The following is a 24,782-nucleotide window of genomic DNA, read 5'->3' on the forward strand; positions in this document are numbered from 1 at the left end:
CCGTGGGAAAGTACGCACTCCGATCGACGCTGGTCGTCTCCGCCGTCATCGTCGCCGCAGCGGCACTGACCGGATGCACGTCGGCACCGGCGCCGAGGGCCACCGCGGCTGCGACGCCGACGAAGACGGCGCAGGCCTCCACACAGACCCACGAGGCGGCGTGCACGATCGTGGCGGCCGGTCTGAAGGACGTCGCGTCGCTGCAGAGCGAGGTCTCGACCGACAACCCGACCAAGTCGCTCGCGATCCTCGCGGAGGTCGACGCCAAGGTCGCCGCCATCGACGAGAAGGTGACGAACGAGAAGGTCAAAGCGCTCACCAGCGACGCTGCGACCTCGGTGCACGCGTACTCGACGTACCTCAAGGGCGTCATGGAGAACCCGGCGAACCTGGACGTGAACGAGATCACCTCGAAGGCGCAGGAACTGGCGGCGAAGTTCACGGCCGTGCAGAAGGAGTGCGCGTAGTCGCAGTTCCGGCCGCGGGCTGAGCGGGTGCATCCCGATCGCGCGAAGGGGTATGGTCGAGCACATGCTGCAGAATCGCGAGGTCGCGGGGGCGACCATGGGGGCTGGGCGACGTCCGACGGCGGTGACGTTCGGGCCGTTCGGCTACCTCAGCGTCGCCGTGCCTGTGGTGCTTGCCGCGGTGTTCCTGCCCATCGTCTCGTTCGGCGTCGCCGACCCGTTCGGGCTGCGCTGGTCGTGGCTGGCACTTCTCTTCGTCGTCGCCAGCATGACGATCACCCGTTTCGCGGGAGGTCGAGGGGCGGAGGGGGACGCCCTCTGGCGGTCCGGCCCTCGCGACCTGGCCTACCGGACGCAGAAGTATGCGTCAGTGGTACTGCTCGGGCTCGTCGTGATCGCGTTCGTCGGGTTCCTGATGCAGCTTCCGGTGTTCGTGACCGTCGTATCCGCGCTCGCGGTGGGCGTGACGACCGGGGTTGCGCCGGCGTTCTTCCTGCGGCGGGAGCGCGGCGACGCCGACTGACTCGATTGCTTCGCGGGCCTCGCCCTCACGTCCGACCGCTGCCGCACGTGGTGCCGGTCAGCGAGCCCGGGCCTTTTCGCGCGTGTTACGACTCGGTAAACAACGCAGGAAATACGCCTGAAGACTTGCGCGTCTTTTGTTCGTAAGCTTTACTAACAAACATGAATGCGACGGACGTGCAACGCAGCACCGCGGCTGGGGCCGTGGATGCGCACGTGCAGCCGTCGCAGCCCGGTCGCGGATTCGCGCCTGGCAGGGCCCTGCGGCCGAGTGCGAAGGTGCTCCCGGAGCACGCCCGCAGCCACAACCGTTCGCTCGTGCTTCAGACGCTGTACCGCGCGGGGGAGCGCAGCAGGGCCGACATCGCCCGCGAGACCGGACTGACCCGCGTCACCATCTCCGACCTCGTCGCCGAGCTGCTCGCCGAGGGACTCGTCGTCGAGCTCGGCCAGAGGGAGACCGCCCGGCCTGGCAAGCCTGCGGTCCTGCTGGACATCAACAGGACCGCATACCAGATCGTCGGCATCGACCTCAGCGACCACGCCATGTTCCGCGGCGCCGTGCTCGACATCGACGGCGGCATCTTCAGCAGGGCGGACGTCCCGCTCGACGGCGCCACAGGCGAGGCCGCGTACGCCAAGGTGGCAGAGCTGGCCGACACGCTCATCGCCGCGGCGACCGCCCCCATCCTGGGCATCGGCGTCGGATCGCCCGGTGTCGTCGACCTCAGCGGCACGGTGCTCACCGCTCCGAACCTCGGCTGGGTCGACGAGCGCGTGCAGCAGCGCCTGCAGGAGCGCACAGGGCTGCCCGTCGTCGTCGCCAACGACGCGAACGTCGCCGTCCTCGCCGAACACGGCTATGGGGATGCAGCGGGCGACCTCATGCTCATCACGGTCGGGCACGGCATCGGCGCTGGACTCATCGTCGCAGGTGCGCTTGTCTACGGCAGCCGGTTCGCCGCAGGCGAGATCGGCCAGGTCATGGTCGGCACCGACCTGGGGCTCGAGACGACGTACAACCGCGACCAGGTGCTCGAGCACTGGCTCAGTGTTCCGCGTCTGCAGGAGCGGATCGACGAGGCGGAGGCCGCCGGCTCGGACTCCACGCCCATCCTGCGCGAGGCAGGGCAGCGGCTCGGCATCGCCCTCGCACCAGTCGTCGGTGCACTCAACCTGTCGGAGATCGTCCTCAGCGGCCCGACCCACCTGCTCGATGGCCCCCTCGCCGAGGCGACCATCAACACGCTCCGGAACAGGACGATGGCAGAGAACCACGCCACGCTCACGCTCCGGATGACCACGCTCGGGCAGGACATCGTCCTGCGCGGCGCGGCCGTACTCGTCCTCTCCGGACAACTCGGGGTCTCGTAACACAGCACCGCCCGATCATGAACCAATCCGACCCCAGCACCACGGTGTGGCAATCGCACACACTGACCACCCAATAAAAGCCCCATTCACTACGAAAGGACAAAGCAATGAAGAGAAAGCTCGTCGGCCTCGCCGCAGTGGCTACGGCTTCCGCTCTCGTGCTCGCGGGATGCGCCTCCGGCGGAGGAACCGCCCCGAGCACGGATGGCAAGGGCAAGACGGTCACCCTGTGGCTCGTCGGCGCCGACACTCCTGACGCACTCCGTACCTACCTCAAGGACGAGTTCAAGAAGGAGACAGGCGCCACTCTCAACATCCAGCAGCAGGACTGGGGAGACATCGTCACCAAGCTGACGACCTCGCTCCCCGACGCGAACAACACGCCCGACGTCACCGAGATCGGCAACACCCAGTCGCCGACCTTCACCAACGTCGGCGCGTTCCTCGACATCTCCGACATGTACAAGGACCTCGGCGGCGACGACCTGCTGCAGTCCTTCGTTGCAGCAGGTGAGGTCGACGGCAAGAAGTACACCCTCCCGTACTACTTCGGTTCGCGCTACGCGTTCTACCGCAAGGACGTCTGGTCGGCTGCCGGCGTCTCCGTGCCGACCACGCTCGACCAGTTCAACACCGACGTCGCGACCATCACGTCCAAGAACCCGAAGGGGATCGCGGACTTCTCCGGCTTCTACCTCGGCGGCCAGGACTGGCGCAACGGCATCTCGTGGGTCTTCGCCAACGGCGGGGACATCGCGAAGAAGAAGGACGGCAAGTGGGTCGCCACGCTGGACTCCGAGGGCTCGCTCAAGGGTCTCCAGCAGCTCCAGGACCTGTACAAGAACGCTTCCAAGGCTCCGAACGACGCCAAGGACTCGAACCAGTACATCTACCTGAACGACAGCGACCAGACCGTGGACGCCAACGGCAACAAGACCGCTGACACCTCGCTCGCCGCCGCGACGATCATGGCTCCGGGATGGGCGCACTGGTCGATCGGCGACGCATCCACCAAGGATGGCAAGGTCGTCCGCACCTGGAACGACGACACCTTCGGAACGTTCGTCCTCCCGGGCAACGACGGCAAGCCGGCCCCGGTCTTCGCCGGTGGCTCCAACATCGGGATCTCGGCCAAGACCAAGAACCCCGGCCTGTCGAAGACCCTCCTGAAGATCATCTTCTCGAAGGACTACCAGGAGATGCTCGGCAAGAACGGCCTCGGCCCTGCCAACAGCAACTACACCTCCTCGCTCGGCGACGACCAGTTCGCGAAGGCTCTCATCGAGTCGGCGTCGAACTCGAAGCTGACCCCGGCAGCGCCCGGCTGGGCGTCCGTCGAGGCGGGCAACGTGATGGAGGAGTTCTTCAGCAAGATCAAGGACTCCACCGATCTCAAGAGCCTCGCGCAGGAGTACAACACCAAGCTCGACGCTCTGATGAACGTCAAGTCCGGCAAGTAGCACCACCAGAAGAACAGCACCACCGAGCAGGCCGGGGGCGCGGAAAGACCTTCCGCGCCCCCTGGTCCTGCCACCAGACTCTCTCTCAGGAAGGAGGACAGACGTGACGACGACTCAGGAGGCCGTGACGGCCGCATCCCGGCCGGAGCGTCCCGGCGCCCCGACGCCCCGCAAACGCAAGTTCCAGTTCACCCCGTACGCTCTGCTCATCCCGTCCGTCGCGATCCTCATCCTCGCGCTCGGCTACCCGATCGTGTGGCAGCTCATCACGTCGATGCAGAGCTTCGGCCTCGCCCAGCAGTTCGGCCAGCCGGCGCCGTTCGTGTGGTTCGAGAACTACATCACGCTCTTCTCCGACCCGTACATGTGGGTCGTCGTCGCACGCTCCATCGCGTTCTGCCTGGTCACCGCCGCCGTCACCGTCGTCGTCGGCGTCGGGATGGCGCTGCTGATGAACGCGGTCAATAAGGCCGTGCGCATCATCATCCAGATCTCCATGCTGCTCGCCTGGGCCATGCCCGTCGTCGCAGCGATGACCGTCTGGAACTGGCTGTTCGACTGGCGCCGCGGCATCGTGAACTACACGCTCACGTCGTGGGGGCTCGACTTCCAGAACCACAACTGGCTGCAGAACCCGCTTTCCTTCTTCTTCGTCGCGATGATCATCGTGGTGTGGATGAGCGTGCCGTTCGTGGCCTTCTCCGTCTTCGCCGGTCTCACCCAGGTGTCCGGCGAAGTGCTGGAGGCGGCCCAGATGGACGGCGCGAAAGGGTTCCAGCGCCTCCGCTTCATCATCCTGCCGATGATCCGGCCCGTGCTCGGGATCGTGCTGCTGCTGCAGATCATCTGGGATCTCCGGGTCTTCACCCAGATCCGGCTGCTCCAGGACAAGGGCTCGATCGCCAGTGAGACCAACCTGCTCGGCACGTACATCTATCAGCTCGGCGTCGGATCGAGCGACTTCGCGATGGCCAGCGCTGTCAGCGTCTTCGTGCTCATCCTGACCATCGCGATCAGCTGGTTCTACGTGCGCAACCTGCTCAAGGAGGACGAATCGTGACCAGTACGCTTCCCCCGGCCACGTCCATCGCCGGCGCAGACGCGAAGCCGCAGCCGCCGCGCAAGCTCCGTCAGAAGATCAAGCCGTCCCGTGTGATCCTCGGCATCGTCGGTGTCGTCATCTCGCTGATCTGGGTCTTCCCCGTCTACTGGATGGTCAACTCGTCGCTGCTGCCGAACGTCGTCCTGCAGAACACCAAGCCCACCTGGCTGCCGTTCGGCGGATCGTTCGACAACTTCACCGAGGTCATCAACGGCGGCACCTTCTTCCCCGCACTCGGGATGAGCGTCATCATCGCCGTCGTCACTGTCGTGTTCTGCATCCTGTTCGCGTTCCTCGCCGCTCTCGCGATCAGCCGGTTCAAGTTCCGCGGGCGCAAGTCGTTCGTGCTGGCCGTGCTGCTCATCCAGATGCTCCCGGCAGAGGGCCTCTTCATCGCGCAGTACAAGCTGATGGGCAGCCTCAACCTGCTGAACACGGTCGTCGGCGTGAGCATCATCTACATCGCTGCTGTCGTGCCGTTCACCATCTGGATGCTCCGCGGCTTCGTCGCCGGCATCCCTGCCGACCTCGAAGAGGCCGCGATGGTCGACGGGCTCAGCCGCACGCAGGCGTTCATGCGCATCACGTTCCCCTTGCTGGCACCTGGGCTCGTCGCGTCCGGCGTGTACGCGTTCCTGCAGGCGTGGAACGAGTTCACAGTCGCTCTCGTGATCCTGCAGGAGAACTCCAGCCAGACGCTGCCTCTGTGGCTGCGCGGCTTCATCCAGCAGTCAGCGTCCCGCGCAACGGACTGGGGCCAGGTCATGGCCGCTTCCACCCTCGTCGCCGTGCCCGTCATCATCTTCTTCCTCTTCGTGCAGGGCCGGATGACGAGCGGCCTGGTGAGCGGGGCGGTGAAGGGGTGAGCGGCCCCAGCATCGCCGACCAGAAGGACACCGCAGAACCGGGAATCGCGACCGCCGATCTCCGCAGAAGGATCGCGGCGACCCTCGTTCCCGGTTTCGTGGGGACGACGCTGCCCGGCTGGCTCGAGAACCGTCTGCGCGCCGGCCTCGGCGGGGTGTGCATCTTCGGCCAGAACGTCCTGTCCGTCGCCCAGCTGCGCGAGCTCACCGATGCGATCTACGCCGCCAACCCGGATGCGGTGGTCGCGATCGACGAGGAGGGCGGAGACGTCACCCGGCTCTACTACGAGACCGGTTCGCCGTACCCAGGCAACGCCGTCCTCGGGCGGCTCGGGAACCCGGGATACACCGAGCAGGTCGCGCGCCGCGTCGGCTGGGAGCTTCGCAGGGCCGGCTGCAACCTCGACTTCGCACCGGATGTCGACATCAACTCCAACCCGGACAATCCGGTGATCGGCGTGCGCAGCTTCGGCTCGTCGCCCACGCTGGTGGCCGAGCAGAGCGCAGCGTGGACGCGCGGGCTGCAGTCGGCGGGCGTCGCCGTCTGCGCCAAGCACTTCCCCGGTCACGGGGACACGGCGCAGGACTCGCACCTCGTGCTGCCGGAGGTCGACCTCAGCATCGAACAGCTGCGCGAGCGCGAGCTCAGGCCGTTCCGCGCCGTGATCGAGGCGGGAGCCCGCACGATCATGACATCGCACATTCTGCTCCCGCAGCTCGACGCAGAACGACCGGCGACCTTCAGCCCGACGATCATCGAAGGACTGCTGCGCGGCGAGCTCGGCTTCCGCGGCGTCGTCGTGAGCGACGCCCTCGACATGCAGGGTGCGAGCGGAGAGCGCGGTATCCCGGAGGCCGCCGTGCTGGCGCTCGCCGCCGGCTGCGATCTGCTCTGCATCGGCACGGAGAACACCGACGACCAGCTCACCGAGATCGAGGACGCGATCGTCGCGGCCATCGAGGGTGGCCGGCTTCCCGCATCCAGGGTGGAGGAGGCCGCTGGACGCGTGCTCGCGCTGACCGCCGAGCTCCGCGCCGAGCAGGCCGCCGTCCCCGTGCCTCTCGACGCACCGGAAGGGCGGCTCGACCCGTCGGACGTCGTCGTCGCGATCAGTACCTTCGACATCTCCGAGCACGCGGCACAGTGGATGCACGCCCACCGAGGTCCGTGCTCTGTCGTGCGCATCGACACCGTCGCGAACATCGCGGTCGGCGTCGCGCCGTGGGGGCCGTTCGCCGAGGTGGCCGCCGACCCGGAGTCGGAGTTCGCCGCCGCGTTCGCCGCGAACCCGACGGTGGTGTTCACGGAGAGCGACCATCCGGAGCTCGTGCTCGCCGCGTCGTCTCCTGTGCTCGTCATCGGCAAGGACAACCACAGGCACGCCTTCGCCAGGGATGCGATCGACAGGCTGCGTGCCGAACGCGACAGCGTTCTCGTGGTCGACATGGGCTGGCCGAGCGACGATCGCGCGTACGCCGACATCGCGACCTTCGGCGCATCCCGGCTGGTCGGACGCGCCCTCCTCGACCTGCTCGGTCTCGAATCGTGAGACTGGGAATCGACATCGGCGGGACCAAGACGGACGCGGTCGCCGTCGACGAGTCCGGCTCCCTCGCCCAGCGGGTCAGGCTCTCCACCGGCTTCGGATCGACGGCGGTGGTCGAGACGGCCGTCACCGCGGTGGCCAGGATCGGCGAGCTGACCGGCCTGCCCGCTACAGGCTTCGACTCGATCGGCATCGGCATCCCCGGGCTGGTGAACAGCGCATCGGGGCACGTCGCGCACGCGGTCAACCTCGGACTGGAGAAGCTCGAGCTCGGCGGGGAACTCGCCGGACGGCTCGGCGTCGGCGTGCGCATCGAGAACGACGTGAAGGCAGCGGCCCTCGGCGCGTATCACGTGCTCGGCCTCGACGGCACGATGGCCTACCTCAACCTCGGCACGGGAATGGCGGCGGGAATCGTCGTCGACGGCAAGCTCTGGCGGGGGAGCGGCGGCATCGCAGGCGAGATCGGTCACATCCCTGTCGACCCGAACGGGGCGCTGTGCGCCTGCGGTCAGCGAGGGTGCCTTGAAACCGTCGCGAGCGGATCCGGCGTCGCCAGGCAGTGGAAGACGGACGACGCGCTGCCGGTGCGCGCGGTGTTCGCCGCCGCAGCCGAAGGCGACAGGACGGCGAGGGAGATCAAGGCTAGGCTTGCTGAGGGCATCGCTTCCGCGGTGCGTGTTCTCGTGCTGACCGTCGACGCCGACTCCGTCGTGATCGGCGGCGGCCTCAGTCACCTCGGGGACCGCCTGCTCTGCGACGTCCACGAAGTGCTCGAATCCTGGTCGAGGAGCTCGTCGTTCCTGGCGTCGCTCTCGCTGCAGGACCGCGTGCGCCTCGTCCCGGAAGATTCACCCGTCGCAGCGCTCGGCGCCGCACTCGTAGGAGAGAACTAAGTGGCTGAAATCGTCGTCGTCCCCGATCAGGCAGCAGCGGGAGAGCTCGCTGCGCAGAGCATCCTCGATCTGATCTCCAGCAAGCCGGACGCCGTGCTCGGCCTGGCGACAGGTTCGACGCCGCTCGCGCTGTACCGCGCGCTCGCGGCGAAGGTGCAGACGGCGGGCGTCGACGTCTCGCACGTTCGCGGTTACGCGCTCGACGAGTACGTCGGGCTGCCTGCCGGTCATCCGGAGAGCTACCGTGCTGTGATCAGCCGCGAGGTCGTGGAGCCGCTCGGGCTCACGCCGTCGCTCATCCACGTGCCGAACGGGGCCATCGAGACCATCGAGCACGCCGGCGCGGACTACGAGAAGGCGATCGCGGAGTCCGGCGGGGTGGATGTGCAGATCCTCGGCATCGGCACGGACGGCCACATCGGGTTCAACGAGCCAGGGTCGTCGTTCGCGTCCGTCACGCGGGTGAAGACCCTGACCGAGCAGACGCGCAAGGACAACGCGCGCTTCTTCGCCTCGGAGGCCGACGTGCCGATGCACTGCATCACCCAGGGGCTGTCGACGATCCTGCGCGCTCGCCACCTGCTGCTGCTCGCGTTCGGCGAAGGCAAGGCGGATGCGGTCGCCGGAGCCGTCGAGGGACCGGTCTCTGCCAGCAACCCAGGCTCGGCCATCCAGTTGCACCCGCACGTGACTGTGCTGGTCGACGAGGCCGCCGCCTCCCGGCTGAAGAACATCGACTACTACCGGTACGCGTACGCGAACAAGCCGGCCTGGCAGAAGCTGTAGGGCTCGGCTCGCGCGCTCAGGCGTCCGGCGCGTCGCCCGCGATCGTGCGGCCGGCCGCGATGACGCGGCGGACGCTCCAGTCGTGGTCCAGGATGACCGCGTCCGCGGCGTAGCCTGCGCGCAGGCGGCCGAACCGGTGGTCCTCGCCGAGCACTCTGGCCGGCGCGAGCGTGAGCGCTTCGACCGCGTGAGCAGGGGGGAGACCGACGAGCGTGATGGCGTTCTTGAGCGCGATGTCCTGGGTGAGGGTCGAGCCGGCGATCGTCTCCGTGCCGGACAGTACGGCCAGACCGTCGCGCACGGTGACGTTGAGGCCGCCGAGCCGGTAGTCGCCGTCGCTCGCTCCCGCCGCGGCCATCGCGTCCGTGACCAGGGCGACCCTGCCCGCCGCCTCGTCGAAGGCGAGCTTGGCGACCAGCGGATGCACGTGGAGCCCGTCGAGGATGAGCTCCAGCGTCACCTCTGGGTTCTCGAACGCGGCGACGACGGGGCCGGGCGCGCGGTGGTGGATGCCGTTCATCGCGTTGAAGGCGTGGGTGAGCAGCCGGGCGCCGACCTCGAACGCGCGAGCCGCCTGCGCGTAGTCGGCCGCCGTGTGGCCGACGCCGACCACCACGCCGGCCTCGATGAGCACGCCGATCGACTCCAGCGCGTTCGGCAGCTCAGGGGCGATGGTCGCGACGCGCATGGTTCCTCTGGCGGCGCCGATCAGCTCCTCGACCATCTCAGGCCCAGGCTCGCGCAGGAACGCGGCATCGTGCGCTCCCCGGCGCTCTGCTGCCAGGAACGGGCCTTCGAGATGCGAGCCGAGAACCAGCGGGTCGCTCGCAACGAGATCGGCGACGACCGAGAGGCTCTCGCGGAGCGAGGCGAGCGGGTTGGCGACGTGCGAGACGAGCGACCGCGTGGTGCCGTGGGCTCGGTGGGTGGCCAGGCCGGCGAGCATCTGCTCCGGGCCGTCGTCGAACGGGTGACCGCCCCCACCGTGGCAGTGCAGGTCGATGAAACCGGGCGTCAGCCAGTGTCCTCCGGCGTCGACGACCTCGCGGCCGCCCGCCTGCGCTGCGGTGTGCCAGCCCGTACCGGAGCCGGTTGCGACGATGGTGTCGCCGTCGATGACCAGCCAGAACTCGTCGACCAGCCCGTCCGCATCCACTTTGCGGGCGTTGTGGACGACGAGGCCGCTCACGAGAACTCTTTGCGCCCGTTGACGATGCCGCTCGCCGTCGCGATCACGGCGAACACGGCGGCGACGATCGGCTGGCCGAGGTTCCACCAGGCGAGGGCGGCAGAGGCGAACACGACGATCTCTACGAGCGCCTTCACGAACGGGTCGACGTGCAGCACGGCCCGCGGAGAGCGGAACAGCGCCCACAGCACGATGGCGATCGCCGGTGCGAGGATGCCGACCACGATGTTCCAGGGCAGCGGCCACGCCACGAAGCCCCAGAAGCCGAGCGAGAAGATCGCGAACAGCTCCAGCAGGAATCGGAGGACGTCGTTCGGCCCGACCTTGATGTCGCTCTGCGGGTGCTGCGTGGATGTCACGGGAGCCATTCTATTGCGCGCTGAACAGGAGATACCGCTCGTCGTCCACCGGACCACCCCAGAGCCTGGAGTCCGCCGCGAGATCGTGGACGTCCGCCCGCGCGCGATGCCGGAGCACGAGCCGCCTGCACTCCGCGGCGGACAGCCCCGCCCCCGTCGACCACGAGCCCTCGATCAGGAGGAGACGACCACCGGGGGCGAGCAGCTCCGTCCAGCGCGCGAGCACCGCATCCCGGTCGTCGAACGACCACAGCACGTGCCGCGCGATCACGACGTCGAAGCTGCCAGGCGCGAACGGCGGTGCTGCCGCATCTCCGTGCACCAGATCGAGCTCGATGCCCTCCGCGCCCGCCTTGGCTCGCGCTCTGTCGAGCATCCGGGTGGAGATGTCGAGGCCGGTCACGCGGAGCCCGTGCCCGGCGATGAGGAGCGCGAGACTGCCCGTCCCGCAGCCGAGGTCGACGGCGGTTGCGGGCGACGCGGGAAGGAAGGGGGAGATCAGCTCATCCCATGCGAGCCGGACGTCGGGGTCGCGGAGGCCGTGGTCGGCCGCGTCGTCGAATTCGGCGGCGTATGCATCCCACAGGTTCTCGGCGTCGGAGGCCATGGCACCGGATGCTATCGGAAGATGATCGTGCGCGCCCCGTCGAGCAGGACGCGGTCCTCCGCGAACCACTTGACCGCCTGGGTGAGGGTGCGGCTCTCCTCGTCCTGACCGATCGCGACCAGCTCCTGCACGGTGCGCGAGTGGTCGACGCGGACCACGTTCTGCTCGATGATCGGGCCCTCGTCCAGGTCGCTCGTGACGAAGTGCGCCGTCGCGCCGATCAGCTTCACGCCGCGGGCGTGCGCCTGACGGTACGGGTTCGCACCCTTGAAGCCGGGAAGGAAGGAGTGGTGGATGTTGATGGCGCGGCCGGCCAGACGCTCGCAGAGCTCCGGGGAGATGATCTGCATGTAGCGCGCCAGGACAACGAGCTCGATATCGTGCTCCTCCACGGCCTCGATCACGCGCGCCTCGAACGCGGCCTTGCTCGCCGCATCCGTCACGGGACGTGACTCGAACGGGACGCCGTAGAAGCCTGCGAGGTCGCGCAGCGTGCCGTGATTGGAGAGGACGAGCGGGATCTCGATCGGGAGCTGGCCTGCGCGCTGCCGGAACAGCAGGTCGTTGAGGCAGTGCGCGGCCGTGGATGCGAGGACGAGCGTGCGCAGAGGCCGGCCGACGTTGTCGACGCGGTGCTGCATCCCGAACTGCTGGACGACGGGGGCGAGCGCGCGCTCGAACTCGGCGCGGTCGGCCGCTGACTCGACCTGCAGGCGCATGAAGAAGCGCCCGGTATCCGTGCTCGCGAACTGCTGGCTCTCGGTGATGTTGCCCCTGGCGGCGACGATCGCGCCGCTGACGGCGTGCACGATGCCCGGCTTGTCGGCGCAGCTGAAGGTGAGGACCCAGTGGTTGGGCTGCGGGGCTGGGACAGGGGATGCGGAGGGAGTCACCCCATCAGGGTAGCGATTATGGAGCGCCCGGCCGCACCATCGGGGCCGCGCGCGCAGCATCGACACCGTGCTCCGCCATTGACGCGGCGCGCCACCGTGCCGTTGGATCGGTGCATGACCACAACCGGCGAGGACACCCCGGACACTCCGACGACACCGGCCTCCGGCCTCGGCGTCGAGCTGAACGGGCTCAACACCATCCACGAGAGCGAGAGGAAGGGCCGCCCGCGCGACCTGTTCTGGCCGTGGTTCGGCGCGAACGTCTCCGTCTTCGGGCTGAGCTACGGGTCGTTCCTGCTCGGGTTCGGCATCTCGTTCTGGCAGGCGACCATCGTCGGGATCGTCGGCATCGTCATCTCGTTCCTGTTCTGCGGTTTCATCGCGCTCGCAGGCAAGCGCGGCTCAGCGCCGACGATGGTGCTCAGCAGGGCGATGTTCGGGGTCGAGGGCAACAGGGTGCCTTCCGTGCTGTCGTGGCTCCTCACTGTGGGCTGGGAGACGGTGCTCACGGCGCTCGCCGTGCTCGCCACCGCCACCGTGTTCACGCAGCTCGGCTGGGAGGGCGGCGTCGCCACGAAGGTGGTGGCGCTCATCGTCGTCGCCGCGCTGATCATCGCGGGCGGCGTCATCGGATTCCACCTCATCATGCGGATGCAGATGGTGATCACGATCGTGACCGGCGTGCTCACCGTCGTCTACATCGTCCTGGTGCTCGGCCACATCGACCTCGGCGCCGTCTCCGCCCTGCCTGCGGGGGACGTCCCGCACGTCGTCGGCGGGTTCGTCTTCATGCTCACCGGATTCGGTCTGGGCTGGGTCAACGCGGCAGCAGACTACTCGCGGTATCTGCCCCGCTCGGCGCGCAGCTCGGGCGTGATCGGCTGGACCACGTTCGGCTCGTCGCTCGCTCCGGTCATCCTGCTGGTGTTCGGGATCCTGCTGGCCGGCTCATCGGAGAAGCTGAGCACCGCGATCGCGGCCGACCCGATCGGCGCGCTGGCGTCGCTCCTGCCGACCTGGTTCCTCGTTCCGTTCGTGATCGTCGCCGTGCTCGGCCTGGTCGGCGGCGCCGTGCTCGACATCTACTCGTCCGGGCTCGCGCTCTTGAGCGTCGGGCTGCGGGCGCCCCGGTACGTCGCGGCAGGGATCGACGGCGTGATCATGACCGCGGGCGCGGTCTACGTCGTGTTCTTCGCCAACGACTTCCTCGGGCCGTTCCAGGGCTTCCTCATCACCCTGGGCGTGCCCATCGCGGCGTGGTGCGGAATCTTCATCGCCGACATCAGCCTGCGCAGGCGCGACTACGCCGAAGCCGACCTCTACGACAGGCGGGGACGCTACGGAAGCGTCCGCTGGCTGCCCATCGCCCTCATCGTCATCGGGACGGCGATCGGCTGGGGGCTCGTCACCAACGCCTCGGCGAACTGGCTCACCTGGCAGGGATACCTGCTCGGGCCGTTCGGCCTGGGAGGCGCTACGGGCGACTGGGCGTACGCGAACCTCGGGGTGCTCGCCGCCCTCGTGATCGGCTACCTCGGCACCCTGCTGTTCTCGCGGGGCGCGATCCGCCGCCAGGAAGGACGCTGACCAGGGCTTCGCGAGCATCCATCGGGTAGAATCGTGCCTGGTCGGTGGTTCGAACGCCGGCCCTGGGCGCGCACATCGGCGCGTAGTCGACCCGCCATCCGAGGTCTTGCCGCAACGGCGACCGGAATGGGCGGGGAACGCCGTTCGTTGGACAGTTCGTCATGTCTGCCACTTCAACGTCGCCAATGAAAACCTCACAGAAGTTCCCCTGGGCCGGGCTGCTCGCGCTCGCAGGGGCGGTCTTCCTGTCCGTCACCAGCGAGATGATCCCGACCGGCCTGCTGCCGGACATGAGCTCGTCGCTCGGCGTCCGCGAGGCCCAGATCGGGCTGCTCGTCACCGTCTTCGCCTTCACCGTCGTCATCACCAGCACCGCGCTGACCGCGCTGACCAAGCGCTGGCCGCGGCACGCGATGATCGTCGGCATCCTGATCGCGCTCGGTCTCTCCAATGCGCTCACGGCCGTGGCTCCCGACTACGGGTTCGTCGTCGCCTCGCGCATCCTGGGCGGTGTCGCGCACGGACTGTTCTGGTCGATCGTCGGCGCATACGCCGGTCACCTCGTTCCGAAGGAGCAGATCGGCCGCGCCGTTTCGATCACCCTCGGCGGGGGGACGCTCGCCTTCGTGTTCGGCGTTCCGCTCGGTACATTCGCCGGGCACCTGTTCGGCTGGCGGTTGTCCTTCGCATTCCTCGCTGGACTCATGCTGGTCGGCGCGCTCCTGGTCTGGAAGCTGCTGCCGAAGGTGGAACGGGAATCGGATGCGCGCCCCAAGCGCGTCCGCGGCGTCCCACGCTCCGAGCAGCCGGCGAAGGTCGCGGACGCCACGATTCTCGCCGTCGTCATGGTGTGCCTGGTCGCCGCGGTCACGATGGTCGGCCACTACACCTTCTACACGTTCGTCGTCCCCTTCCTGACCGGGCCGATGGGGGTGGCGGCCGGCGATGTCGGAGGGCTGCTGTTCTTCTACGGCATCGCGGGCGCCGCCGGTCTGGTGCTCGCGGGCACCGTACTCGGACGCCGCCCGCAGTTCGGGCTGATCGTCGCGCTGATCGTCACCGGAGCGGCCGTCGCGGCGCTCGCCGCGTTCGCGGGCCAGCCGGTGATCGCGCTCATCGCGTTCATCGTCTGGGGGCTCGCCTTCGGTGCGCTCCCTCCTCTGCTGCAGACCCGCCTGCTGCACACGTCGTCCGCCGCATTCCGCGACACCGCGAGCGCGCTGTACACCACCTCGTTCAACGTCGGCATCGGAGGAGGCGCGCTGATCGGCGCGGTGATCTTCGACCTCGGCGGCCTGATGGTGCTCCCGGTCGTCTACATCGGGCTGCTCGTGGTGTCTCTGGTGCTCGTCGTCGTCATCGGCCGGATGACGCGATCGGCCCGACCAGTGGATGCGCCCGCAGAGCCGGAGCCCGTCAGCGCAGCGTGAGCGGCTGGTCGGCCAGCAGGCCGCGGCGGTCGCCGTCGACGTAGACCATCCCGAACCGATGGTCCACGCTGGTGTCCACGAGCCAGACGAACCGGGCGGACAGCCGCCCGTACGGATCGAGCCGCAGGATGTTCCGCATCCCGCTTCCGTCGGCATAGAGCTGGACCGTGGCGCCGGGGGTGCCGTCGACCGTCATCAGGAACGTCATGCCGGCACCCGCAGACAGCGCGACCCCTGGGATGCTGACGGAGCCGGTGCGCGGCGTCGCGCGGTCGGACACGTTGCCGAGCCGGTCGGTCTGCCTGGCCGTGAGGGCGAAGTCCTGTCGCACACCGGTGAGCTGCCCGGAGGTCCAGGTGCCGTCGTCCGACGCGGTCACCGTGGCCTGCAGTGCGTCGCCGTCGTAGACCTGGACCGTTGCGCCCGGCTCCGCCGTGCCGGTCAGGATGGGCGCGAGCAGCCCGGTGGATGCGCCGGCGCCCGTGTCCGGGGCGTTCAGCACCGGAGGCTCCGCCGTGCGGTCGATCAGCACGGCCACGTTCTGCGCCGCCGAGGCGCCTGCCGCGGTGGTCTGGACGAAGCCGAGCGTCCAGTCGCCGTCGCCCAGGGCGGAGAGGTCGAGCGTCAGCTCCCACGCTCCCGCTGCGTCGGCCGTGGTCGTGCCGACGGTGACGGGGCTCGGCGCGGAGGCAGCGGCGGAAGCGAGAGACGCGCCAGTGGCGCCCTGCGTCCGCTGCGCGGTGACGGCGATCCGCGCATCCGGAGCTGCTGTGCCGGACGCGGGGAGAGCGGTGCTCGCCGTCTCCGTGCTGCCGGCAGGGGAGGAGACGGCCGGGGCAGCGGGCGGAGCGGTGACGGGCGGCTCGGCGGGAGCGGGGGTCGACGGCACGCCGGGGGATGGCTTCTGCTGAACCGGCACCTGCTGAACGGGCGACTGCTGACCTGGTGTCTGGCCCTGCTGCCTGTCCGCGGAGTCGACGGGAGCCGGGGCGAGAACGGGGGAGGGGGCATCCGCCTCAGGAGCCGGTGCTGTCGGGGAGGGAGCCGTGGCGGCGTCGGGGGCGGTGGTCGCGGCCGGGAGCGAAGACGGGGCTGTGCGGCCGGCGCCCGCCCCAGCGGCGGCGACGGTGTCGGACGTCGGCGCGAACAGCTGCGGTCCGAAGACGAATCCGGCGACGACGGCCGCGGCGACCAGAACGCCGGTGACCGACAGGCCGATGCCGAGCGCATTGCCGGCGCCTGTGCCGGACACGCCCGTCGCGGCGCCGGACGAGCTGCCGGCGCTGCTGGACGTCGCAGGCGCGGCCGAGCCGGGCACGACGGCTCCGGACTCGCCGATGGCGTACGCGGCGGCGTCTGCGCCCGACTGCAGCCAGGCGGAGTACGCTGCCGCCCCTCCGATGCCCAGCGTGAGCGGGAGGAGCACCAGCGCCAGACGGGAACCGACATCGTGCGCCTCCGAGGCCACGATCGTGCATTTCGCGCAGTCGGCGAGGTGCGCGTCCACCCTGGCTTTCTCGCGCTTGCCGAGTCCGTTGCGGGCGTACGAGCCGAGGCGTTCCGTCGTCCAACGGCACTCCGAGTCCTCCGGCAGGGTGGCGATGTGCGCTTGCACCCAGGCCTGGCGGAGTCCTTCTCGTGCGCGGTAGGCCAGCGCCGCGACGGCGTTGGGCGTCATCGCGAACAACGGCGCGACCTGCTGCGGCGTCATGCGCTCGACCTCGCAGTACCAGAGCACCTCCTGCCAGCGGGTGGGCAGCGAGTGGAAGGCCTTCGCGGTCAGCGATCGGTCGAGTGCCTCCATAGTGGCGCTCTCGCTGAAGGCCGGGTCCTCGACGGAGTCCAGCTCGTCGATGGCCGTCTCCCGCTTCGCTCGCCCCCAGGAGGCCGCGATGTTGCGGATGGTGGTGAAGAGATACGCCCGGAACGCGGTCGTCGGGCCACCTCCAGCAGCGATCGCCTGGTAGATCTTGGCGTACGCCTCTGAGATGAGGTCGTCGGCGTCGAACGTCGAGGTGTGCGAGCGTGCGACGGTGAGCGCGGCGCGCGCGTGTCGTCTCCACAACTCGGCGAAGGCCTCCGTGTCGCCCGCGCGCGTCAACTCGACGAGGGCAGAGTCCGACTGCTCGGTGACCGGGGGCATCCCCACATTCTGGCGGAGCCGACTGAGAGACGTCCGTTATTTCCAGCGTTCTGCTGCGGCGGAAACAGCCGCGAAAAGAGCTGCCGAACCGGCGTCATAACCAGCCACGCGGTGCGTCTCTCCCACTGAGGCCGTCGACGATCGACGGCCGACACAGCGCGGAGTGCTCTTATTCGGCCCACTCCGCCGCGTTTGATGGACGACCCGAACGTCCGTCAGACGAGGGGGTCCGCAGTGCGGAACGCTGGTGGGTCGGGAACCCTTAGCCCGGCCCACCGCCGCGCCGGTCGCGGCGCAGCGTCAGTGAGGGAGCGGAGCACCCGCCGCGAATACCTGCAGTACGCGGAAGTCGTCGTCCAGGATCACGGCGTCCGCCGCGTATCCGGCCGCGAGTCTGCCGAGGTCGTGCCCTCTGCCGACCGCGGCCGCCGGGATCTCGGTGATGGCGAGCACGGCATCCTCGACGGAGATGCCCACCTCGGTGACGGCGCGGCGCAGCGCGTCGTCGAGCGTCAGCGTGGAACCGGCGATGGACCCGCCATCCGCGAGACGGGCGACGCCGTCGCGCACCTCGACCGCGAGGGATCCGAGGACGTAGTCGCCGTCGCTCGAACCGGCCGCGGCCATCGCATCGGTGATCATGGCGACGCGGCCAGGTGCGGAGGCGAACACCATCCGCACGACCTCCGGATGCACGTGGGTGCCGTCGTTGATGATCTCCAGCGTCACGCCAGGCGTGTGCGTGGCCGCGGCGACGGGACCGGGCGCGCGGTGGTGGATGCCGTCCATCCCGTTGAACGCGTGCGTCAGGATGCTCGCCCCCGCATCGAACGCGGCGAGCGTCTGCCCGTAGTCGGCAGCGGTGTGGCCGACGGCGACGGCGACCCCGGCCGCCGCGAAGGCGCGGACGGCCTCCAGCCCGCCGGGGAGTTCAGGGGCGATGGTGATCTGCCGGAGGGTGCCGCCTGCCGACCCGAGCAGGACGTCGATGTCTGCGCCGGTGGACGGCCGGAGCATGGCGGGGTCGTGGGCGCCCTTGTGGGCCACGTCGAGGAACGGACCTTCGAGGTGCGAGCCCAGGATGCGCGGATCGGCGGCCGTCAGCGCGGCGATCCCTGCCAACCGCACGGCGAGGTCTTCCACCGGCGCCGTGACGAGGGAGAGCACGAATCGCGTCGTGCCGTGCCGCTGGTGCATCGCGAGCGCGGTGCTGATGCTGTCGTCGCCGTCGTCGAACGATGCGCCGCCGCCACCGTGATTGTGGATGTCGACGAAACCGGGCGTGAGCCACGCGCCGTCCGCGTCGGTCACCGCATCCGGCTGGTCGCCCGCGACGGAGATGCGCCAGTCGTCGCCTGTGCCGACCTCGGCGATCGTGTCGTCCTCGAAACGGACCCAACCGTTGTGCAGGATGCGGCCCTCGCTGACGAGGCGGGCGGAGTGGATGACGTGCGCAGGCATTGTGTCGACGATACCGAATCGGGCGGCGGTGCAGGGGACCGTCGCCTAGGCGACGATCACCTCGAAGCCTGCGTCGGCGAAAGCGGCGCGCTGCTCGGCCGTGATGCCGGCGTCGGTGATGAGCGTGTTCAGCACCTTCGGGCCGCCGAGTGTCGCGAACGCCTTGCGGCCGATCTTGCTGGAGTCGGCGACGACGACGGCGCGGGTGGCGCGCCTGGCCATCAGCGAGTTCACGCTGGCCTCCCCCTCGTCGTGCACGGTCGCGCCGATCAGAGGGTCGATGCCGTTGACGCCGATGAACGCGATGTCCATGGTGATCTTCTCCAGCACCACGTCGCTGTACGGGCCGACGAGCTCGTAGGAGCGCGCGTGCACGACGCCCCCGGTGACGACGGTCTTGATCTGAGGGCGCATCACGAGCTGAGCGGCGATGTTGATGGCGTTGGTCACCACGGTGAGGTTGGGGTGCGGCGACGGTTCCATCAGGTCGGGGCGGGAGCCGAGCACGGTGGCGACCGCGGTGCTGGTCGTGCCGCCGCACAGTCCGACCACCGCGCCGCGCGGGACGAGAGCGCTCGCCGCCTGCGCGATCCGCAGTTTCTCCGGCGCGTGCTGCTCGCGCTTGTACCTGATGGGGAGGTCGTACGCGACGGACTGACCGACCGCTCCGCCCCTGGTGCGCGTGAGGAGCTGCTGGGAGGCGAGCGCGTCGAGGTCGCGGCGGGCGGTCGCAGCGGAGACATCGAGCTTCGACACGAGCTCGTCGACCTCGAGCTGTCCCGTCTCCGCGAGCAGGTCGAGCACGGCGTTCAGTCGCTCAGCTCTGTTCATCGGCGTTCTGTCTCCGTTCGGATGGGCGACTGCTCGACGGCGAACAGTGCGAGGAGGCGAGCCGCCTCCCCGGTGACCGCAGTGCGTCCTTCTCGCAGATACTTCCGCGAGTCCACGACCTCCGGATGCGCGGACAGATAGCCGCGCACCGCTTCGGTGAAGAAGCGGTTGAGGTGGGTGGAGACGTTGACCTTGGTGATGCCGGAGCGGATCGCCGAGACGATCGTCTCATCCGACACGCCCGAAGAGCCGTGCAACACGAGGGGAACGGGCACAGTGGCGTGCAGCCGGCCGATCAGGTCGAGGTCGAGGGAGGCGGTCCGCTCGGTCATCGCGTGGGAGCTCCCGACCGCAACAGCGAGGGCGTCCACGCCCGTCTCGGAGACGAACCGGCGCGCTTCGTCCGGGTCGGTGCGCACTCCAGGGGCGTGCGCGCCGTCCTTGCCGCCGATCTCGCCGAGCTCCGCCTCGACGAAGACGTCGTTGGCGTGGGCGTAGTCGACGACCCGGATGGTCGCCTCCACGTTCCTGTCGTAGTCGAGCTTCGCTCCGTCGAACATCACGGAGCCGAAGCCGAGGTCGATGGCCTGCCTGGTCAGCTCCTCGTCCTCCGCGTGGTCGAGGTGGACGGCGACGTGCGCCTGCGACGCAGCGGCCACGGCGATGGTCGCCCGCGCGATCGGTTCGAGGCCGCCGTGATAGGTGACGCAGTTCTGCGAGATCTGCAGGATCACGGGCAGCTGCGTCTCCTCAGCGGCGGCGACGAGCGCTTCCGCGGTCTCCAGGTGGATGACGTTGAACGCGCCGATCCCTGTCTGCCTGGCGGCGGCGGAGTGCATCAGATCGGCGGTGGGGACGAGCGGCATGGCTTCCTTACTGGTGGGGCGGCTGGATCAGCGGGTGACGATGACGTGGTCTTCGAGCTGCGGATACGACGCGTCGAGCTCTCCGGCGAGCGGAGCGAGGACGGCGGCGGCCGACCAGGCGGTTGCGCGACGCAGGATGGTCTCCGGATCGGTGACCCCGGCCGCCAGGAGGCCCGCCACGGCTGCGACGGCGGCGTCTCCTGCACCGGTGGCGTTGCCGTGCAGAGGCTCGGGGAGGCGCACCTGGATCGGCTCGGCTGACGGGCCGACGGCGAGCATCCCGTCGACGCCGAGCGAGACGATGACGAGGCCGGCGCCCCGGCCGAGCAGGAGGCGTGCGCCGGTGACGGGATCGTTCTCTCCCGTGCTCTCGGCGAGTTCGCGCCGGTTCGGTTTGAGGACGGAGACGCCTGACTCCGCCGCGCGGAGGAGGCCGGGACCGACCGCATCCACGATGCTCGGGATGCCCCTGGCAATCGCGAGGACGACAAGCTCTGCGTAGAAGTCGTCAGGAGCGCCGGGAGGGAGACTGCCAGAGCCGACGATGCAGGCGGCGGGCACAGCGAGTCTGGTGACCGCATCCCGGAGCGCTGTCCACTCGGCGGAGCTGAGCGCTTCGCCCGTCTCGTTGAAGATCGTGGTGAGTCCGCTCGTGCTGTCGACGATGGCGACGCTGCTCCGGGTCTGGGCGGCGACAGGGACGACCTCGTGCGGGAGACCGCTCGCGGTGAGGTCGTCGGCGATGCGCAGCCCGGCGGGGCCACCGGCCGTCGTCAGGGCGAAGGCGCGTCCCCCTGTCTGGGCGATCACTCGTGCGACGTTGATGCCCTTGCCGCCCGCGCGGGCTGCGGGCGCGGCGACGCGATGGCTCTCGCCGACGTCCAGCTCGTCGACCGTGTATGTGAGGTCGACGGCGGGGTTGGGGGTGACGGTCAGGATCATGCGGTCTGCTCCTGGGCAGGGGAGGCCGCATCGAGCAGGTCCCTGGCACGCAGCGCGGCTCCGATCACCCCGGCGTTCTCACCGATGCTCGCGGGGAGCAGCATGGGGCGGCGCTGGAAGGTGAGGATCGCATCCAGCCGGGCGGCCAGCGGCTCGAACAGCCTAGGACCGGCCTGAGCGAGCCCTCCGCCGATCACGATGGCCTCCGGAGCGAGCAGGGCGACGGTGTGCGAGAGGTCGAGGGCGAGCGCGTCCAGCGCCGATTCCCAGACGGACTGCGCGTCGACGTCGCCTGCGGCTGCCAGTTCGAGCACCTCCTTGGCCCCGGGGACCGTGACGCCGGAGATGGCGCCGTACCGGCGCGCGATGGCGGCGGCGGAGGCGATCGCCTCCAGACAGCCGCGGCCGCCGCACGCGCACTCCGGGCCGTCTGCGACGCGGGAGTGGCCCATCTCGCCTGCCATGCCGCCTCCGGTGTGCAGCCGGCCGTCCACGAAGATCGCCCCTGCGATGCCGGTGCCGATGGCCATCACGACCACGTCGCGGAACGGAGCGGCTGCGCCGATCCTGTGCTCGGCCTCTCCTGCGCCGCGCACGTCGTGGCTGAACGTGACGGGGAGGCCGACCGTCTCCTCGACACGAGCCCGGAACGGGAAGTCGTGCCAGCGCAGGTTCTCCGAGAAGACCCCGATGCCGGCCTCGTCGTCGACGTGCCCTGGCACGAGCAAGCCGAGCGCGAGCGGACGCACCTCCGGGTACTCCGCCCGGAAGCGCGACGCCAGCTCGGCGACGGCGGCGACCACGGCCTCCGCCGTTCTGTCTCCGTCGTGCGGCGTCGCGCGGCGTTCGAGGGCGACGATCCTGCCGTCCTCGTCGATCAGCGCTGCCTTCATGTCCGTGCCGCCGACGTCGAAGGCGAGCACGGCCCGGCCGGCGCCGAGAGGCGCCGACCTGGTCGATGAGGTGGACGGCGTTGTCACGGTGCCAGGATGACGGAACGGGTCAGGTTGCGCGGGTGGTCGGGGTCGAGCTCGAACCGGCGAGCCCTGGCGAGCGCGACCCGCTGCGCGCGGATGAGATCGGCCATGCCGTCCAGCGTGCCGTTCTCGAAGTGCGCGCCGGTGGCGGCGACATCGTCGGCGAGACCTGCAGGGGCATCCCCGAACATCCAGGTGACGCGGCCGGGGGCTGCGATGGCGATCGGGCCGTGACGGTACTCCTTGGCCGGGTACGACTCGGTCCAGGACTGCGAGGCCTCGCGCATCTTGAGGGCGGCCTCGTGGGCGAGGCCCACGGTCCAGTTGGCGCCGAGGAAGGAGTACTGGTCGGCGGCCACGAGAGCGTCGTCGAGCTCCTCGTCGACCGCGGTATGCGCATCCAGGATCGCCGCATCCAGGTTCTCGCCGAGCGACGCGCGGATGAGAGCGAGGGAGGTGGTGGCGAAGCGGGTCTGCACGACCGACTTCTCGTCGGCGAACGGCAGCTTGATCACGTCGTCGACGAGGTCGACGAGAGGCGAGTCCGGGTCGCCGACGACCCCGACCGTCCTCGCGCTGCTTCCGGATGCGCGGAGCTGCTCGAGCAGTTCGAGAACCTCGGTCGTCGTGCCGGAGCGGGTGAGAGCGACGACGGCGTCGTATTCGCGGTCGACGAACGCCTCGGAGGCGGCGAATGCGTCGGTGACGCCCAGGCCGGCGGTCTCGCGGAGCGCTGCGTACGACTGCGCCATGAACCAGGAGGTCCCGCAGCCGACAACGGCGATGCGCTGACCGGCAGCGGGCAGGAGCCCCTGCTCTGCGCGCAGGTCGACCGCGCGAGCCCAGGTTTCCGGCTGCGAACGGAGTTCGGCCTCCATGTCGGCACCGAGCGTGGATGCTTGCGTCACTGCTTCGTCTCCTGTCAATCGAGGGTTGCTTCATGCCAATGATTGCTTATGAGCGATATCTCTGTCTAGTGAGCATCTTCAATCGCTCTGGCTCGATGTGGGCGGGATCTGGGGCGGGTGTGTAAACGACGTGTAACGATCTGGGGCAAATTCCTTGACGACCGGTCCTCTACGCGCAATGATTCGAGCATCCATTGAATACATGTGATTGTTTCGAGCAGAAACAAGTCACAAAGGATCAATACTGACGCACCGTCGCGCAGGAGATTGCACCATTGCACCTGACGGTTCGTTCCCTTCGAGAGTGAGGAAGTCAATGAAGAAGTCACTGCGGTGGGGTGCCGCTGTCGCCATGGCGACGGCCGCGACCATGACACTCGCGTCCTGCGGATTCAGCAGCGGTTCCGGGGGCGGGTCGTCCAACGGCGCGCAGAGCCTCAACCTGATGGTGGCGAGCTACTCGGACAACACCAAGGCCGAGTGGCAGCAGATCATCAAGGACTTCGAGGCCAAGAACAGCGGCATCACGGTCAACCTCGACGTCGAGTCGTGGACGGACATCAACAACGTCATCAAGACGCGCATCCAGGCCGGCAAGCAGCCGGACATCCTGAACATCGACGCGTTCGCCGGTTTCGCCGCCGACGACCTGCTCTACCCGGCGAAGGACATCGTCTCGTCGAAGACGCTCGACGACTTCCAGCCGGCCTTCTCCAAGAACGCCTCCATCGACGGAACCCAGTACGGCCTGCCGTTCATCGCATCGGCCCGCGCCCTGTTCTACAACAAGGACCTATTCTCCAAGGCCGGCATCACCGACCCGCCCAAGACCTGGGCGGAGTTCGAGGCGGACGCCGCGAAGCTCAAGGCATCGGGCGCGACGGCATACGGCATGCCCCTCGGCAGCGAGGAAGCACAGGCGGAGACCGCGATCTGGTTCTACGGAGCCGGCGGCGGGTACGGCGACGCGAAGAAGCTGACCATCGACAGCGCGGAGAACGTCACGGGCGCCACCGAGATGCAGAAGATCATCAACGACGGCCTGACCGAGGCGAACCCCGGTTCGACCAACCGCACCCCGCTGATGAACGTCTTCATCCAGGGCCAGATCGGCATGCAGATCGGCCTCCCGCCGATCGTCGGCCAGATCAAGAAGAGCAACCCGAGCCTCAACTACGGCATCGCGCCCATCCCCACGAAGGACGGCTCAGCCTTCACGCTCGGCGTTGCTGACCACCTGATGGCGTTCAAGAGCAAGACGGACAAGACGTCGTCGATCAAGAAGTTCCTCGACTACTTCTACAGCGCGGACGTCTACACCAAGTGGGTCGGCGCGGAGGGCTTCCTGCCCACCACGAAGTCCGGCGCGGACGCGATGGCCTCCGACGAGACCATCAAGCCGTTCCTCGACCTGCTGCCGAACGCCAAGTTCTACCCGTCCACCAACCCGAACTGGGCAGCAGCGCAGGGTGCGATCCAGAGCCAGATCGGTCAGCTCGGCCAGGGTGCGAACCCGGGCGACCTGCTGAAGTCGATCCAGGCGAAGGCCGACGGACAGTAGACCGCACG

General features: G+C 68.9%; 23 protein-coding genes. 12 read left to right on the plus strand and 11 right to left on the minus strand.

Annotated features, from left to right (window positions below; all coding sequences use genetic code 11):
• Nucleotides 1-2: 2 nt before the first annotated feature.
• From ASE16_RS11325 to nagB, 9 genes are all read left to right on the plus strand, one after another.
• Complete coding sequence (locus ASE16_RS11325) at nucleotides 3-467, plus strand: hypothetical protein (RefSeq protein WP_055894959.1); 465 nt, start codon at nucleotides 3-5, stop codon at nucleotides 465-467.
• Nucleotides 468-531: 64 nt separating this feature from the next.
• The gene (locus ASE16_RS11330; protein ID WP_157480334.1) at nucleotides 532-990 is read left to right on the plus strand and encodes a hypothetical protein; all 459 of its coding nucleotides are present in this window, start codon (nucleotides 532-534) and stop codon (nucleotides 988-990) included.
• Nucleotides 991-1,151: 161 nt separating this feature from the next.
• Nucleotides 1,152-2,363, plus strand: coding sequence for an ROK family transcriptional regulator (locus ASE16_RS11335; protein WP_055894964.1), 1,212 nt, complete (start codon nucleotides 1,152-1,154; stop codon nucleotides 2,361-2,363).
• Nucleotides 2,364-2,470: 107 nt separating this feature from the next.
• Entirely contained in the window at nucleotides 2,471-3,823 is a 1,353-nt protein-coding gene (locus ASE16_RS11340) for an extracellular solute-binding protein (protein WP_055894965.1), read from the plus strand.
• Between the two features lie 103 nt (nucleotides 3,824-3,926).
• Nucleotides 3,927-4,883, plus strand: a complete 957-nt coding sequence (locus ASE16_RS11345; protein WP_055894967.1) for a carbohydrate ABC transporter permease — start codon at nucleotides 3,927-3,929, stop codon at nucleotides 4,881-4,883.
• Nucleotides 4,877-5,791: a carbohydrate ABC transporter permease gene (locus ASE16_RS11350; protein ID WP_414843035.1), complete on the plus strand. Its 915-nt coding sequence runs from the start codon at nucleotides 4,877-4,879 to the stop codon at nucleotides 5,789-5,791. Before ASE16_RS11345 ends, ASE16_RS11350 begins: the two co-directional genes overlap by 7 nt.
• Nucleotides 5,788-7,341, plus strand: a complete 1,554-nt coding sequence (locus ASE16_RS11355) for a glycoside hydrolase family 3 protein (protein ID WP_235500469.1) — start codon at nucleotides 5,788-5,790, stop codon at nucleotides 7,339-7,341. The genes ASE16_RS11350 and ASE16_RS11355 overlap by 4 nt, the downstream gene beginning before the upstream one ends.
• Nucleotides 7,338-8,234: an ROK family protein gene (locus ASE16_RS11360; RefSeq protein WP_055894970.1), complete on the plus strand. Its 897-nt coding sequence runs from the start codon at nucleotides 7,338-7,340 to the stop codon at nucleotides 8,232-8,234. Before ASE16_RS11355 ends, ASE16_RS11360 begins: the two co-directional genes overlap by 4 nt.
• Nucleotides 8,235-9,020 carry a glucosamine-6-phosphate deaminase gene (nagB, locus tag ASE16_RS11365; protein WP_055894973.1) on the plus strand — a complete coding sequence of 262 codons (786 nt, stop codon included), beginning with the start codon at nucleotides 8,235-8,237 and terminating at the stop codon, nucleotides 9,018-9,020.
• Between the two features lie 16 nt (nucleotides 9,021-9,036).
• Here the strand turns inward: nagB and nagA (ASE16_RS11370) are convergent, their stop codons facing one another.
• From nagA (ASE16_RS11370) to purU, 4 genes are read right to left on the minus strand one after another with little or no spacing between them, the layout of a single operon-like run.
• Nucleotides 9,037-10,209, minus strand: a complete 1,173-nt coding sequence (nagA, locus tag ASE16_RS11370) for an N-acetylglucosamine-6-phosphate deacetylase (RefSeq protein WP_055894975.1) — start codon at nucleotides 10,207-10,209, stop codon at nucleotides 9,037-9,039.
• Nucleotides 10,206-10,577, minus strand: a complete 372-nt coding sequence (locus tag ASE16_RS11375) for a YrdB family protein (RefSeq protein ID WP_055894978.1) — start codon at nucleotides 10,575-10,577, stop codon at nucleotides 10,206-10,208. The genes nagA (ASE16_RS11370) and ASE16_RS11375 overlap by 4 nt, the downstream gene beginning before the upstream one ends.
• A gap of 1 nt (nucleotide 10,578) precedes the next feature.
• Nucleotides 10,579-11,175, minus strand: coding sequence for a class I SAM-dependent methyltransferase (locus tag ASE16_RS11380; protein ID WP_055894980.1), 597 nt, complete (start codon nucleotides 11,173-11,175; stop codon nucleotides 10,579-10,581).
• Between the two features lie 11 nt (nucleotides 11,176-11,186).
• Nucleotides 11,187-12,068, minus strand: a complete 882-nt coding sequence (purU, locus tag ASE16_RS11385; protein WP_055894981.1) for a formyltetrahydrofolate deformylase — start codon at nucleotides 12,066-12,068, stop codon at nucleotides 11,187-11,189.
• Between the two features lie 114 nt (nucleotides 12,069-12,182).
• Here purU and ASE16_RS11390 point away from each other — a divergent pair, with 114 nt between their 5' ends.
• Nucleotides 12,183-13,655 (plus strand): purine-cytosine permease family protein, encoded by a 1,473-nt coding sequence (locus ASE16_RS11390; RefSeq protein ID WP_055894983.1) that lies wholly within the window; start codon nucleotides 12,183-12,185, stop codon nucleotides 13,653-13,655.
• A gap of 185 nt (nucleotides 13,656-13,840) precedes the next feature.
• Nucleotides 13,841-15,085: an MFS transporter gene (locus ASE16_RS11395; RefSeq protein ID WP_235500471.1), complete on the plus strand. Its 1,245-nt coding sequence runs from the start codon at nucleotides 13,841-13,843 to the stop codon at nucleotides 15,083-15,085.
• Here ASE16_RS11395 and ASE16_RS11400 read toward each other — a convergent pair.
• From ASE16_RS11400 to ASE16_RS11430, 7 genes are all read right to left on the minus strand, one after another.
• A complete protein-coding gene (locus tag ASE16_RS11400; protein ID WP_055894987.1) occupies nucleotides 15,072-17,228 on the minus strand; it encodes a sigma-70 family RNA polymerase sigma factor in 2,157 nt (718 codons plus the stop codon). The two genes, ASE16_RS11395 and ASE16_RS11400, sit on opposite strands and share 14 nt — an antisense overlap.
• A 300-nt stretch (nucleotides 17,229-17,528) precedes the next feature.
• A complete protein-coding gene (gene nagA / locus ASE16_RS11405) occupies nucleotides 17,529-18,689 on the minus strand; it encodes an N-acetylglucosamine-6-phosphate deacetylase (RefSeq protein WP_055894989.1) in 1,161 nt (386 codons plus the stop codon).
• Between the two features lie 45 nt (nucleotides 18,690-18,734).
• Nucleotides 18,735-19,520, minus strand: a complete 786-nt coding sequence (locus ASE16_RS11410) for a DeoR/GlpR family DNA-binding transcription regulator (protein ID WP_055894991.1) — start codon at nucleotides 19,518-19,520, stop codon at nucleotides 18,735-18,737.
• On the minus strand, nucleotides 19,517-20,386 hold the full coding sequence (locus tag ASE16_RS11415; RefSeq protein WP_055894993.1) for a class II fructose-bisphosphate aldolase: 870 nt from the start codon (nucleotides 20,384-20,386) through the stop codon (nucleotides 19,517-19,519). The genes ASE16_RS11410 and ASE16_RS11415 overlap by 4 nt, the downstream gene beginning before the upstream one ends.
• Nucleotides 20,387-20,413: 27 nt before the next feature.
• Nucleotides 20,414-21,328, minus strand: coding sequence for a 1-phosphofructokinase family hexose kinase (locus tag ASE16_RS11420; protein WP_055894995.1), 915 nt, complete (start codon nucleotides 21,326-21,328; stop codon nucleotides 20,414-20,416).
• Nucleotides 21,325-22,308: an ROK family protein gene (locus ASE16_RS11425; RefSeq protein ID WP_268765808.1), complete on the minus strand. Its 984-nt coding sequence runs from the start codon at nucleotides 22,306-22,308 to the stop codon at nucleotides 21,325-21,327. The genes ASE16_RS11420 and ASE16_RS11425 overlap by 4 nt, the downstream gene beginning before the upstream one ends.
• Nucleotides 22,305-23,183 (minus strand): SIS domain-containing protein, encoded by an 879-nt coding sequence (locus ASE16_RS11430; RefSeq protein WP_055896384.1) that lies wholly within the window; start codon nucleotides 23,181-23,183, stop codon nucleotides 22,305-22,307. Before ASE16_RS11430 ends, ASE16_RS11425 begins: the two co-directional genes overlap by 4 nt.
• 346 nt (nucleotides 23,184-23,529) lie before the next feature.
• On the opposite strand from ASE16_RS11430, the gene ASE16_RS11435 reads away from it, so the two are divergent.
• The gene (locus ASE16_RS11435; RefSeq protein ID WP_055894998.1) at nucleotides 23,530-24,774 is read left to right on the plus strand and encodes an extracellular solute-binding protein; all 1,245 of its coding nucleotides are present in this window, start codon (nucleotides 23,530-23,532) and stop codon (nucleotides 24,772-24,774) included.
• Nucleotides 24,775-24,782: the final 8 nt, after the last annotated feature.

Source organism: Leifsonia sp. Root227, assembly GCF_001428745.1.
GTDB lineage: Bacteria > Actinomycetota > Actinomycetes > Actinomycetales > Microbacteriaceae > Leifsonia.

Excerpts from the sequence above, each read along its gene's own strand:
- ASE16_RS11400 (WP_055894987.1), bottom strand. The coding sequence starts at position 17,228 with ATGCCCCCGGTCACCGAGCAGTCGGACTCTGCCCTCGTCGAGTTGACG.
- ASE16_RS11395 (WP_235500471.1), top strand. The coding sequence starts at position 13,841 with ATGAAAACCTCACAGAAGTTCCCCTGGGCCGGGCTGCTCGCGCTCGCA.
- ASE16_RS11415 (WP_055894993.1), bottom strand. The coding sequence starts at position 20,386 with ATGCCGCTCGTCCCCACCGCCGATCTGATGCACTCCGCCGCCGCCAGG.
- ASE16_RS11375 (WP_055894978.1), bottom strand. The coding sequence starts at position 10,577 with ATGGCTCCCGTGACATCCACGCAGCACCCGCAGAGCGACATCAAGGTC.
- ASE16_RS11410 (WP_055894991.1), bottom strand. The coding sequence starts at position 19,520 with ATGAACAGAGCTGAGCGACTGAACGCCGTGCTCGACCTGCTCGCGGAG.
- ASE16_RS11335 (WP_055894964.1), top strand. The coding sequence starts at position 1,152 with ATGAATGCGACGGACGTGCAACGCAGCACCGCGGCTGGGGCCGTGGAT.
- ASE16_RS11420 (WP_055894995.1), bottom strand. The coding sequence starts at position 21,328 with ATGATCCTGACCGTCACCCCCAACCCCGCCGTCGACCTCACATACACG.
- ASE16_RS11340 (WP_055894965.1), top strand. The coding sequence starts at position 2,471 with ATGAAGAGAAAGCTCGTCGGCCTCGCCGCAGTGGCTACGGCTTCCGCT.
- ASE16_RS11390 (WP_055894983.1), top strand. The coding sequence starts at position 12,183 with ATGACCACAACCGGCGAGGACACCCCGGACACTCCGACGACACCGGCC.
- ASE16_RS11380 (WP_055894980.1), bottom strand. The coding sequence starts at position 11,175 with ATGGCCTCCGACGCCGAGAACCTGTGGGATGCATACGCCGCCGAATTC.
- ASE16_RS11330 (WP_157480334.1), top strand. The coding sequence starts at position 532 with ATGCTGCAGAATCGCGAGGTCGCGGGGGCGACCATGGGGGCTGGGCGA.
- nagA (WP_055894989.1), bottom strand. The coding sequence starts at position 18,689 with ATGCCTGCGCACGTCATCCACTCCGCCCGCCTCGTCAGCGAGGGCCGC.
- ASE16_RS11435 (WP_055894998.1), top strand. The coding sequence starts at position 23,530 with ATGAAGAAGTCACTGCGGTGGGGTGCCGCTGTCGCCATGGCGACGGCC.
- ASE16_RS11430 (WP_055896384.1), bottom strand. The coding sequence starts at position 23,183 with ATGGAGGCCGAACTCCGTTCGCAGCCGGAAACCTGGGCTCGCGCGGTC.